General features: G+C 50.0%; 11 protein-coding genes and 1 tRNA gene. 4 read left to right on the top strand and 8 right to left on the bottom strand.

What is annotated here, in order from left to right; translation table 11 throughout:
• Positions 1-167 precede the first annotated feature (167 nt).
• Positions 168-1,994: a ribonuclease J gene (locus AACT35_RS14485; protein WP_012306893.1), complete on the top strand. Its 1,827-nt coding sequence runs from the start codon at positions 168-170 to the stop codon at positions 1,992-1,994.
• A 162-nt stretch (positions 1,995-2,156) separates the two neighbouring features.
• Here the strand turns inward: AACT35_RS14485 and AACT35_RS14480 are convergent, their stop codons facing one another.
• Positions 2,157-2,441: a slr1601 family putative cell division protein gene (locus AACT35_RS14480; RefSeq protein WP_099237501.1), complete on the bottom strand. Its 285-nt coding sequence runs from the start codon at positions 2,439-2,441 to the stop codon at positions 2,157-2,159.
• A 526-nt stretch (positions 2,442-2,967) separates the two neighbouring features.
• Positions 2,968-4,344 carry a replicative DNA helicase gene (gene dnaB, locus AACT35_RS14475; protein ID WP_099237499.1) on the bottom strand — a complete coding sequence of 459 codons (1,377 nt, stop codon included), beginning with the start codon at positions 4,342-4,344 and terminating at the stop codon, positions 2,968-2,970.
• A gap of 145 nt (positions 4,345-4,489) precedes the next feature.
• On the opposite strand from dnaB, the gene ruvA reads away from it, so the two are divergent.
• On the top strand, positions 4,490-5,119 hold the full coding sequence (gene ruvA, locus AACT35_RS14470; protein ID WP_099237497.1) for a Holliday junction branch migration protein RuvA: 630 nt from the start codon (positions 4,490-4,492) through the stop codon (positions 5,117-5,119).
• 58 nt (positions 5,120-5,177) lie between these two features.
• Here the strand turns inward: ruvA and rpiA are convergent, their stop codons facing one another.
• On the bottom strand, positions 5,178-5,879 hold the full coding sequence (rpiA, locus tag AACT35_RS14465) for a ribose-5-phosphate isomerase RpiA (RefSeq protein ID WP_099237495.1): 702 nt from the start codon (positions 5,877-5,879) through the stop codon (positions 5,178-5,180).
• 116 nt (positions 5,880-5,995) lie between these two features.
• On the bottom strand, positions 5,996-6,430 hold the full coding sequence (locus AACT35_RS14460) for an RNA recognition motif domain-containing protein (protein ID WP_065710542.1): 435 nt from the start codon (positions 6,428-6,430) through the stop codon (positions 5,996-5,998).
• Between the two features lie 594 nt (positions 6,431-7,024).
• Here AACT35_RS14460 and AACT35_RS14455 point away from each other — a divergent pair.
• Positions 7,025-8,839, top strand: coding sequence for an aspartate kinase (locus tag AACT35_RS14455; RefSeq protein ID WP_099237493.1), 1,815 nt, complete (start codon positions 7,025-7,027; stop codon positions 8,837-8,839).
• 211 nt (positions 8,840-9,050) lie between these two features.
• Here AACT35_RS14455 and AACT35_RS14450 read toward each other — a convergent pair.
• From AACT35_RS14450 to AACT35_RS14440, 3 genes are all read right to left on the bottom strand, one after another.
• A tRNA-Phe gene (locus AACT35_RS14450) sits at positions 9,051-9,123 on the bottom strand.
• A gap of 98 nt (positions 9,124-9,221) precedes the next feature.
• Positions 9,222-9,815, bottom strand: a complete 594-nt coding sequence (locus tag AACT35_RS14445; RefSeq protein WP_030006486.1) for a DUF3177 family protein — start codon at positions 9,813-9,815, stop codon at positions 9,222-9,224.
• Between the two features lie 198 nt (positions 9,816-10,013).
• Positions 10,014-10,235, bottom strand: coding sequence for a Calvin cycle protein CP12 (locus AACT35_RS14440; protein ID WP_012306885.1), 222 nt, complete (start codon positions 10,233-10,235; stop codon positions 10,014-10,016).
• Positions 10,236-10,580: 345 nt separating this feature from the next.
• Here AACT35_RS14440 and dnaN point away from each other — a divergent pair, with 345 nt between their 5' ends.
• Positions 10,581-11,765, top strand: coding sequence for a DNA polymerase III subunit beta (gene dnaN / locus AACT35_RS14435; protein ID WP_030006485.1), 1,185 nt, complete (start codon positions 10,581-10,583; stop codon positions 11,763-11,765).
• On the opposite strand, the gene AACT35_RS14430 is transcribed toward dnaN, so the two are convergent.
• Positions 11,762-12,561 (bottom strand): serine hydrolase (locus AACT35_RS14430; RefSeq protein ID WP_099237491.1); only part of this gene is annotated, 800 nt, incomplete at its 5' end. The genes dnaN and AACT35_RS14430 overlap by 4 nt on opposite strands.

Genomic DNA, 12,561 nt, shown 5'->3' with positions numbered 1-12,561 from the left:
GAACAGCCCACTGCCATGGCTTTTGACAACTGAACAGTATTGCGCCAATTACCAGCACCCGATTGATCGCTGGTCATATCTAGCCGTTGGTCTTTAAATACCAGCCTAAAAGTTTTCTATTTCAACCTTTTCTCTAGTTTTAACCACAAGCAAATCTAAGGAGTTTTATGAACAAGAGCAAACCCCAACCCACAACCCGTAGAAGAACCCGCACCAGCCAAAAACAAACGACCAAGCCAGAAAATCTCAACCCCCAGGACAGTATTAAAATTATTCCCCTGGGTGGTCTCCACGAAATTGGTAAAAACACCTGTGTTTTTGAATATGACGATGAAATCGTGCTGCTTGATGCGGGACTAGCCTTTCCGACGGATGGGATGCACGGGGTCAACATTGTTCTGCCAGATACAACCTATCTCCGGGAAAACCGCCACAAAATTAAGGGGATGATTGTCACCCACGGCCACGAAGATCACATTGGTGGTATTTCCCATCACCTCAAGCAGTTTGATATTCCCGTCATCTATGGCCCCCGCCTAGCCATGTCTCTGTTGTCCGACAAACTAGATGAAGCAGGCGTAAGCGATCGCACCAAACTCCACAGCGTCATGCCACGGGACATGGTGCGCATTGGTAAAAATTTCCTCGTAGAATACATCCGCAATACTCACTCCATTGCCGATAGCTTTACCGTGGCGATCCACACGCCCATTGGGGTGATCATTCACACAGGGGACTTCAAAGTAGACTTTACCCCTGTTGACGGTGAACAGTTTGATTTTCAGCGGCTCGCTGAGCATGGCGAAAAAGGTGTTCTCTGTCTTTTAAGTGATTCGACGAACGCCGAAGTTCCCGGTCGCACCCCTTCGGAAGCCTCAGTGAAGCCGAATTTAGACAGAATCTTTGGTCAGGCCCAAGGACGACTCTTTGTGACGACCTTTGCCTCTTCTGTCCACCGGGTCAGCATTATTTTAGAACTGGCGCAAAAACACAATCGTAAGGTGGCTGTGGTGGGCCGTTCCATGCTAAACGTCATTTCCCATGCCCGCAATTTAGGCTACATGAAATGTTTGGATGAGCTGTTTATTCCCCTGCGGCAGCTGAAAAGCATGAAGGATGAGGATGTTTTGATCCTGACAACGGGCTCCCAAGGTGAGACCTTATCGGCCATGACACGGATCTCCCACGATGCCCACCGCCACATCAAAATTAAGGAAGGGGATACGGTGGTCTTTTCGGCCAATCCGATCCCTGGGAATACGATCGCCGTGGTCAATACCATTGATCGTCTGATGATGCGCGGCGCGAAAGTCATCTACGGTAAAGGGGAAGGAATCCACGTTTCTGGTCACGGCGCCCAAGATGATCACAAGTTGATGTTGGCCTTGACGAAGCCGAAGTTCTTTATTCCGTTCCACGGGGAACACCGGATGTTGGTGAAGCACGCCCAAACGGCCCAATCGATGGGGGTACCGGAAGAAAATATTGTGATTATCGATAACGGTGACATTGTGGAACTCACAGAAAATTCCATTGGTGTTACCGGGAAAGTGCCTTCGGGAATTGAATTAGTAGACCGTTCTGGTATTGTCCATGATTCGGTACTCCAGGAACGGCAACAGTTGGCCGAGGAAGGGGTGATTACGGTGGCCGTGGCGATCGCCCAAGACGGTAATCTAATTGCGCCGCCAGAAATTCATCTCCGGGGTGTAGTTACCGCAGCGAACAATAAGTTACTCCACCAGTTAATCCAGCGGAATGTCGAAAATGTGTTGGAGGATCGCCTCGCAGAATATAAAGAGCATGGCAAGCGCAGCAACGAAGACATTGACTGGACTGATATTCGCCTAGAAATCGAAGCATCCCTGCAACGCCTTGCCCGTCGAGAATTACAAGGGGAACCCCTGGTGGTCTTTTTGATGCAGGTCAGCGAACAGACTGCCGTTAGAACCCAGCGCCGTCGTCGTCGTCCCACAGCATCCCTTGCTTCCTAATGCAGGAAAAGGATTTGGGATTTGCTCTAAGTCTCTTGTAAGCATTTAAATTCAGAGAAATACACGAAAGGGAGCCATGATGACTCCCTTTTTTGTTTACGGATTTAGAGCATTAAAAAAATTCGAGAAAATGTTTAGCTGATAGCCAAGCTCTTAGAAAAATTAATTTTCGCTATTTTGAGCCTGGGCCGGATCTACCCAGATAATGCGCTGTTGTTTGGGATCGACTTTTATGGTGTACTCCTGCATTAGTCGATGGCTCCCGTAGGCATCGAAGTGACGGTTAAATTCTTGGCGTAGTTTGGCGACCCGTTGTTCTGCTTCGGTGACTTCACCCTTGAGAACGGATAACTGTTGCTGTTGGGATAGTTGGGCTGGTAACAATTGGGCAATGGAGGCGATCGCCACCCCACCAAGGAGACAATTTACAGAAATCTGCGCTGCCAATTCCCAGCAAGCGAACCGATGCTGCTTATTTGCTGCTATTGATGGACCAGCGCTTTTTTGATCTTGCTTATGGCGACGTTTCTGAAGAGAAATGGGGGTCTGTTGCCGGGGTGATTGTGGAGGGGAGAAGCCGTACATGAACACAGGATCCAACACTAAAAAACAAGAAATCGCGTAACCTGAAGTTATCGAAGCATTTTTCTTTGATTGATAATGCTTATAACAAGCCTTTTTAGAAAAAATGATCGATTATTTTGCTGATGTTTAAATGACAGTAGATGCGCTGGGAATGGATCGAGGCGATCGCCCAAATCATTAAGATGTAAAAAATTTCAAGACCGAAATTCACCACAATTTTTTGGAGAATTTTGATCAAGCTTTGGCCTTGATGCTAGCAGCATCTTAGCATTTGCGTTTTAAAAAATTAGAATCTCTTCAAAAAGAAGCTCTGATTCCCAAAATCCAGGCAAATATGACCGCTATTGATAAATAAAACAAATCATAGCCACGCAGATTTTGTTGAATTTTAATAGGTTTCTGCATAGGGGCTGGGACTCTGGGCCAGATTCAAAAACTTTGTTAGCTCCGGCTGGAAAATCAGCTTAACCGTCCCGGTGGGGCCATTACGGTGTTTCGCAATAATCACCTCGGCAATATCTCGCTCCGGGGTATCTGGATTGTAATAACTGTCGCGGTAGAGCATTAAAACCAGGTCGGCATCCTGCTCGATGGAACCTGATTCGCGCAGGTCAGACATCATCGGGCGTTTGCTGTTGCGGGCCTCAACCCCTCGACTTAACTGGGATAGGGCAAAAATGGGTACATCTAATTCCCTGGCGAGCCCTTTGAGCGATCGCGTAATTTTTGAGAGTTCTTGGACACGATTGTCACCACGGCCTTCCATGAGTTGCAGATAGTCAATGAGGATTAGCCCTAACTTTCCCCCCTGTTCTGCCTGGAGTTTCCGCGCCTGCGATCGCATCTGACCTACCGTGATATTCGCCGTATCATCGATAAATAAAGGCACATCCGACAAAAATTCCACCGCTTTGAGGAGGGGGCGCATATCAACTTCATCGAGGCGTCCGGCCCGGAGACGATTACTTTCAATCTGAGCCTCCCCAGCCAAAAGGCGCTGCACCAATTGCTCCTTCGACATTTCTAAACTAAAAATTGCCACGGGAAGCCGCTCTTTTTTGGCAATATTGGTGGCCACATTGAGCGAAAAACTGGTTTTCCCCATGGCGGGACGTCCGGCAATAATCACCAGATCAGAGCGTTGGAAGCCATTGGTCATCGCATCGAGATCATAAAACCCACTCGAAAGCCCCGACAGCATCTCTTTTTCCTGCTGCTTGGCCTGGCGTTCTTCGATGTTGCTAAAGGCTTCGGCAATGGTTTCGGCAATGGCGGTTAGGCCATCCTGGGGACGGGTCTGGGTGAGCCGAAAGATTTTTTGCTCGGATTCATCGAGGACATCGGGTAGAGTTTTAACGGTGTCATAGCCTAGATCAATAATTTCATGGCCCCCAGCAATGAGTTGTCGCCGCACGTATTTATCCATGACCAGTTCCGCATAGTGGTCAATATTCACAGCGGAGACGGTGCGATCCACCAATTGGGAAAGCTTGGGAATACCGCCGACTTTTTCGAGACGTTCGTTGTCCTGGAGCCAGGTACTCAGGGCCAATAAATCCGTCGGTTTGCCTTGGTTATGGAGCACCAACAAACCTTGATAAATATCCCGGTGGGCCTGGACATAAAAGGCATTAATCACCAGGACATCCACTACCCGACCCATGGCCTCTGGGTCCATTAAAATCCCCCCCAGAATAAATTCTTCGGCTTCGATATTTTGGGGCGGAAGGGCGTTACCGGGAAAAGCGGGAGTTGAATCGGCCATGGTTGGGGAGGAAGTGGGGCGTAAGGAAACGCTTTCTTAATAGTCTAAACGTACTGATTGAAAATGAAAATAGCGATCGCCACTGGGACTTGCTGGAATGTCAGAGGCAATGGGAAGATCGCAGGCATTAGGCAGAGGGGATTTCATGTTTAGTTATCTTAAGGGAGAGGCGATCGCCATCCACCGGAATTTGCAGGGGCGTTTTTTTCTAATTCTCGAAGTAAGGGACATTGGCTACGAGATCCAAGTGCCAGGACGCCTCGCCCAGGAGTTGGCAGCGGCAATCGGCCAGCCCCAACACATTTTTGTCCACAGCCAGCAACGGGAGGACGGCACCTATCTCTACGGCTTTGCCAGCGGTGCCGCGCGGGATCTGTTTCGTCAATTGATAAGTGTCAGTGGCATTGGTGCCCAAGGGGCGATCGCCCTCCTCGATACCCTAACCTTGCCGGAATTGGTACAGGCCATTGTCACCGCCGATCATCGCCAGCTAGCCAAAGCGCCGGGCATTGGCAAAAAAACCGCCGAACGGCTTGCCCTCGAACTGCGCAGCAAACTCAGCCAATGGCGAGATCAATTTTCGCTCCCCGACACAGCCGTTCAACCCAATGCCGCTGTCCACGAAGATTTGGAATTAACCTTGTTGGCCTTGGGATACCAAGAAACCGAAATCCGTGGGGCGATCGCCACCCTCAGCCAAGACTCGATTCTGTTGCAAAATGACAATGCCGATGAATGGATCCGGCGGGCCATCACCCTCTTGAGCCAGACATAACAAGACAAAAACCCCCTGCAATGAGGAGGCCCAGGCTCACCTGTTCAACAAAAAAACACTATTGAATTTCCCGGACGCGGGGTTGTCCATCAATAATTTCGCCGACCAAAATCACATCAGCCACCCCAACAAACAGACCATTTTCCAGGACGCCAGGGATATTATTAATCTTTTGCTCTAGGGTTGCTGGGTCGTCAATCCCTGTAAATTTAAGATCCACGACTAAATTTCCTTCATCGGTGACTACAGGGCCAGCTTTTTTGACTCCCATTCGGAGTTCTGGTTTACCACCTAATGCTTCTAGTTGACGCATCACTGGCGTAATGGCCATGGGAATAACTTCCACGGGTAATAAAAAGGTTGAACCCAAGCGATCAACCAGCTTGCCGCTATCTACCACGACGACAAATTTGTTGGCGAGGGCATCCACAACTTTTTCCCGGGTGTGGGCCGCACCGCCCCCTTTAATTAAATTTTTCTGGGGATCGACCTCATCGGCCCCATCAATGGCCACATCAATGTGATCGACGGCATCCAAACTGCTTAGGGGAATTTTGTACTGTTTTGCGAGAACTTCTGCCTGGAAGGAGGTGGGAATCCCGACAATATTCTCCAGTTCACCTGCGGCTAAACGCTCACCAATGTATTGAATGGCATAGGCCGTTGTTGACCCAGTGCCTAAACCAACCACTGAGTTGGACTGGACTAGGGCAGCAGCGGCTTTGCCCACTTCCTGTTTCATGACTGTGACGGCATCCATTGTGTATCCCTCCGAAAAAAAAGTTGAATAAAAAAATTAATACTGAAAAATTTTTTGGCGTAAACAAAACAAATCCTGCCACACGATCTGCAGCAGGAAAATCAATGACCCAAGGCCTAAACGTTAGCAGTTTGCTGTTGGAGCATATCTTTGAGCTTCTCCAGTTCACTGGCCCAGCGGGGGTCGGGTTGAGCGGAAGTTGCATCGCCATAGCTGGATTGCTTCTTGCTACTACCACCACTGCGCTTGCGCTTGCCGCCTTTGGCGTTACTGGCTTCGGCGGGTTTGTCATCGCCTTTGCTACGGGGGAGAGCCTTCTCAATTTTGAGGGGACTGTCCATGAAGGATTGGCCATTGTACTTTTCGATGAAAGCATCGGCTTCTTCGTCGGTGGGGACGGTAACGAAGGCGAAACCACGGCATTTGCCTGTTTTCCGGTCTTTGATCACTTTGGTGGTTGCGTTTTCGCCTGCTTCAGCAAAGAAATCAACCAGGGCTTGTTTTTCGACGACGTCTTTGGGCAGATTGCCGACATACAAACGTACGGACATAGGGAACCTCCTAGATGTTGGTTGGGTTAGATGAAAAACTGGTTTGGGGACAAACTCGTCCAGGGATCAAGTGCTGATAATGTGGCGATCGCCTTTGACCTTGAATACAAAAAAATTTAACTGTAAAAAGACTGATCATCCAGTGTTGTTGTGCCCTAGGGCCTTCGGTGAAAACTGATCGGTTTGTCTGTCACAGGAGCAGTGGTGGCATACTTCACATCGTGCGGTTGCTCTGGAATTTTTACTTTACCGTGAACGTTACAGAATGTATAGCACCATCGAGTGACCCATTATGGGGTAAATGGTGCGGAAAGACAAGTCACTTAACGTTTTTTTCCGTTTTTCCCAGGGAATTTATGCTATGGCGATCGCCTGAAATTTTCTCGATGCCGTGGCTTTGGTGAACGATAATCCATCGTAAATCTTGGGGGAAAAAATTGCCCCTGAACGTAACAGAGATGACGGCACCACACAACGGAATGTGAAAGATCGATCAGAAAAGTCGGTAGGATTTGCTAGAGTGGATCACCGATTTTCCAAAACATCTATGGAAAGCGAATTGTGTTTTAAGTTCGGGAGAGTGAGGCAGGTTCCATGGCAATGATCGTTCAAAAATATGGCGGTACCTCCGTCGGCTCGGTAGAAAGAATCCAAGCGGTGGCCAAACGGGTACAGCAACGGGCCCAGGCGGGCAATCAAATTGTCGTGGTGGTCTCTGCCATGGGAAAAACCACCGATGGTTTGGTGAAATTGGCCCACGAAATCAGCACCAATCCCAACCGGCGGGAAATGGATATGCTCCTCTCCACGGGGGAACAGGTCTCGATTTCTCTGCTCAGTATGGCCCTCCAGGAACTGGGACAACCGGCAATTTCTCTCACTGGTGCTCAGGTGGGAATCGTTACTGAAGCGGAACATAGCCGTGCCCGCATCCTCGAAATTAAAACCGACCGCCTCCAACGACACCTGCAAAAGGGAGAGGTGATCGTCGTGGCGGGTTTCCAGGGCATTTCCAAAACCGAAGATCTAGAAATTACTACCCTGGGTCGGGGCGGATCGGATACTTCTGCGGTGGCGATCGCCGCCGCCCTCAAGGCCTCCTGCTGTGAAATTTATACCGATGTGCCAGGAATTTTAACCACCGACCCGCGTATCGTCCCCGAAGCGCAACTGATGGCCGAAGTCACATCCGATGAAATGCTAGAGCTTGCCAGTTTAGGGGCGAAGGTGCTCCATCCCCGTGCTGTCGAAATTGCGAAAAATTATGGGGTGCCTTTGGTGGTGCGTTCCAGTTGGACGGAGGATCCGGGGACTTGGGTGACCTCTGCCCCGGTGAGCGATCGCCCCTTGATTAACCTCGAAATTGCCAAGGCCGTCGATGCGGTGGAGTTTGATACCAACCAGGCCCGTATTGCGATGCTGCACATCCCTGATCGCCCCGGCGTCGCCGCCAAATTATTTGGGGAAATCGCCACCCACAATGTCGATGTGGATTTAATTATCCAGTCGATCCACGATGGCAACAGTAATGATATTGCCTTTACCGTGACCGAAAATGCCGCCACCCAGGCCCAGGCGATCACCGAAGCTATTGCCCCCACCCTCTGCGCTGGCACAGACCAAGATTTAAGCGATGTTGCGGTGATGAGCGCCAATGACATTGCCAAAATCACCATCTCTGGGGCTGGGATGATTGGCCGTCCCGGAATTGCCGCCACCATGTTCCAAAGCCTAGCCGATGCAGGGATTAATATCGAGATGATTTCCACTTCGGAAGTGAAGGTGAGTTGCGTTATCCAGCAGACGGATTGTGACCGGGCGATCGCCACCCTCTGCGATGTTTTTGACATTGCCTCTTCCCCGATGAATGCGACCCCAGCGGCTCTCAATCCCAAAGATCACCCCCCCGTCCGGGGTGTCGCCCTTGACCTCAAACAAGCGCAACTGGCCATTCGTCACGTGCCGGATAGCCCCGGTATGGCTGCCCAAATTTTTTCGCTGTTGGCCCACCAAAACATCAGCGTCGATATGATTATCCAATCCCAACGGTGCCGTGTCCTCAATGGGATCAAAACCCGTGACATTGCCTTTACCGTCGCCCAGGGGGATGCTGAAGCGGCTCGCCTCGCCCTCTCTAGCATGGCGGAACAGCTAAACTTTGGGGAAATCGAAGTAGATCCGGCGATCGCCAAAGTCAGTATTGTCGGTTCTGGGATGATTGGCGCACCAGGGGTTGCGGCTCGTTTCTTCCAAGCCCTCGCTACGGCAAAAATTAACATTCAGATGATTACCACTTCTGAGATTAAAATTAGCTGCGTTGTCCCGGAAACCCAAGGCCAGGCCGCCCTGAAACTCGTCCATGAAGCCTTTGCCCTCGGTGGTGAAGCAAAGGTGGAAGTCCCCGCCTAATCATTGCCCAAACCCAGGATTAGCCCGCCGAGGAGAATTAGGAGCAAAAGCCCCAGGATCATAAGTACGCCCATACAAATTCCCTAAAAATACAATCTGCATTCAAACCCAGCCTAGCCCGGTTGGGTTTCTTTGTGGCGGAAACAACTTGATTCTAAAAATATTTTTCAAACAAAAAAAGAGCCCACCGAGGTGAACTCTCTTTATGCAGTGCCGGGAGGCGGAATTGAACCGCCGACACGAGGATTTTCAGTCCTCTGCTCTACCAACTGAGCTATCCTGGCGTTTTGCGCACAAGTTCTAATTTAGCAAAGCAATTTTAAATTGGCAACCCCTAAGCCTAGATTTTTCTCAAAAAAAGTTTTTTACGGGGTTTTTTTCATTATTCTTCGATGGCAATGCGGCCCTGACGTCCCAAACGGAACACCAAAAACGTCAGTAAATACACGACATAAATCACCAAGCCGACAATTCCTAAGAAGCCGAGAAAACCGGGTGTCGAGTTGGCGTGCAAAATTTGTTGGTAACGGCTGGGTGCTTCTAGCCACACTTGGCAATAGGTTCCTTGGCGCATCGCCGTCGAAAAGGCACAGCCCAAAAATGGTAGATTGGCGATCGCCCCGAGCGCGCAGTAAACTGTCACCGCCCAACGCCAAGCCGTAAACGCCAATTTCAGACGACTACCCGGCTGATCGCGAATTTCTTCATTGAGATCAATCCAAAACCATAACCCAATGGGGATCAAAATCCGTGACAACAGCCCTGTCAGATAGCCCACTGACCAACTGGGAATCAACAGATACACCGTCACCATTAACAAGCTGGCCACTTTCCAGTAAATGCCCAGGAGCCGCTGCATCGATTCCACCTTCGCGACGAAACTCCAGATCAACAGTGCAATCGGCACCATCACCGTAAAAATGACCGCCAAACGGTAGTCCATCCAGGCCAATTGCTGTAGTAACGTTTCATCCATGGTTTATGTGGGGTTTGAGACAAATTAAGATTGATTTTTCACAGTATACACAAGTCAAAGCAGTGGCACTACGGAGAGAAACCACTGCTTTGGGGATTAGCTTCTAGCACGTTTTTTGACCTTACCGAAGCCAAGATCAATGACCAAAAGCGCATCAATTAATTTTTTTAACAGAAATAAAGGCGATCGCCGACAAAATTAGTCTTCATAAAGACGGCATTCATCCGCGTCGGGGTTATCATCACAAAACTTTTCTAGGGGACTTTTTTCCGGCTCTTTTTCCCGTTGGTGGGCGGCTTCCGCCTGGAGTTCTTCAACGGCGTCCCAAGCAGCTGCACATTCAGCGGAAGTGGAGTCAGTACTACAAGCTTCCCGAGCCGCATCACGTTCTTGTTCAATTTTTTGATGAATATTTGTCATGAATCCTCGTTTTATCTTGCTATCTTTTTTAATTAAGGGCTCCAGTGACGAATGTTGCAATGTTTGCTTAAGCTCAGCAAAAAGAAAAGACAACAGCCACTGGCGTAGGAACGAAACTCTTTGCTTTTCTTGGCAGTGATTGGCATTCACCGATGGAGATTAGCGCAGGATTAAATTCGAAAAATAAAAAGTCCCTACTGTTCCCCATTGTACCGTAGGAAACCTGGTGGGTCGGTTTATTTTAGATCGGGTATTGCGCCATCGCCGCCCCAGAAAAAATCCCGCCGGCCAGGGGATGTTGTAGTAGAATCTATCTGCTCTGCTTGGAGATCTCCGGAAAAAGCCATGAAGTTTGTTTGCAGTCAAAGTGATCTAAATAGCCAACTGTCCCTCGTCGGTCGGGCGGTGCCCTCGCGGCCTACCCACCCTATTTTGGGAAATGTGCTGTTGACTGCGGATGCGAACCGCCACCAGATTCAACTCACCGCTTTTGATCTCAGCCTCGGCATTCGCACGAGTTTTCCGGCCCAAGTCATCGAAGGGGGCACCCTAACCCTGCCAGCGAAGTTGCTCAATGATATTGTGTCGCGTCTGCCTGAGGGGGAAGTGACCTTGAGTTGCCCGTCGGATACTTTGATGAAAGGCGATGCCCAGGCGACCCTAACTGCTGCTACGGGACGGTTTCAGATTCGAGGTATGGGGGCCGAGGAATTCCCAGAATTGCCGACGATCCAGGACGGTAAAAAATTAATGTTGCCGGCGATCGCCTTGAGCGAAGGCCTAGGAGGTGTACTATTCGCCGCAAGCCCCGATGAAACCAAGCAAGTTCTCACGGGCGTCCATCTCACCCATCACCAGGATTGCCTTGAGTTTGCCGCGACCGATGGCCACCGCCTTGCCCTCGTCGAAACCAGTGATCAGGTCAGTCCAGAGCCAGAATCCAGCGAAACTGGTAAACTTCCCACCTCAACCCTGGAAGATTTTGCTTTAACTATTCCCGCCCGGGCGCTCCGAGAACTAGAACGAATGTTGACCACCGCCAATGAAGCGGATTTAATTGCCCTGCATTTAGACGATAGCCAAGTCATTTTTGAAGTCAATCACCAGCGCCTCACCAGTCGCAAACTAGACGGTGCTTATCCGGCCTATCATCAGTTAATCCCCCGGCAGTTTAGCCGTGATGTCACCCTAGAGCGACGGGCTTTGATTAGCAGCATTGAACGGGTGGCGGTTCTGGCCGATCAGAAAAATAATATTGTCAAATTCCGCCTCAACAGCGCCGAACAAAAACTTCACCTCGCTGTGGAAGCCCAGGATGTGGGCAGTGGTGAAGAAGCGTTGCCCGCCCAGGTTTCAGGGACAGACCTAGAGATCGCCTTTAACGTGAGGTATCTCATCGATGGCCTGAAGGCTTTACCGAGTAATGAGATTAAGATGCAGTTGAATGAGAATAACCAGCCAGTCATTTTTACGCCCCTGGGTGCAGTGCAAATGACTTATTTGATTATGCCCGTGCAGATCCGCAGTTAAGGCGTTGGGGCTGGGGCGGTCTCTGGGGCGGCTGGTTGGCTAGGCGCTTGGATAATCTCTTTTTTAGCCATGTGGTCATAGAATTGACGGCTAATTTTGTGGAGTAGTTCTTTACCCTTGGGGTCGTTGTAGGGACGCTCTACAAAAATTGCAGCAACGTAACGCTTGCCATTGGGCAGATCAACAATTCCCGCATCGCCGATGATACTGCCAATATCGCCCGTTTTGTGCACAATGTCGGCTCCCTGGCCCAAACTCTGGGGTAAAAGGCGATCATTACTCGTGGCTCCCATGATCCGAAACAGGCGATCGCGGGAGCGGACAGACAAGATTTCGCCTTGGTTAACGCGGGCGAGGAGATGGGCAAGATCCTTAGCGCTGGTGAGGTTTGTGCCTTCGAGATCCGGCAGGGGATTGTTTAATTGGGTTTGGGTCATGCCCCACTGCTGAAATTTGGCGTTGAGGACGGCATTGCCCCCCAACAATTCGGTAATCATGTTTGTGGCGGTGTTGTCACTGTTGACGCTCATTTCCGTGGCGGTGTAGAGGGCGGTGTAAGTACTACCTGGGGTTTTGTATTGCATGCCGCCAGATCCGCCCCCAATGACCTCTTGAGTGAGGGTAAGAGAATCATCGAGGTTGACTTTGCCACTGTCAACGGCTTCAAAGAAGGCCACAAGAATGGGAATTTTGATCGTACTGGCGGCGGAGAGGGGGCGATCGCCAGCCACATCTAAATATTCCCCGGTGTCTAAATCCACAAAGAGCAAAGACGCATCCAGGGTAGAGTCAGCGG

The sequence above is a fragment of the Synechococcus sp. BDU 130192 genome, assembly GCF_963876085.1.
Classification (GTDB): Bacteria; Cyanobacteriota; Cyanobacteriia; order Cyanobacteriales; family MRBY01; genus MRBY01.
Note: the sequence above shows the minus strand (reverse complement) of the source record. Positions and strands in the feature narration are given on the sequence as shown.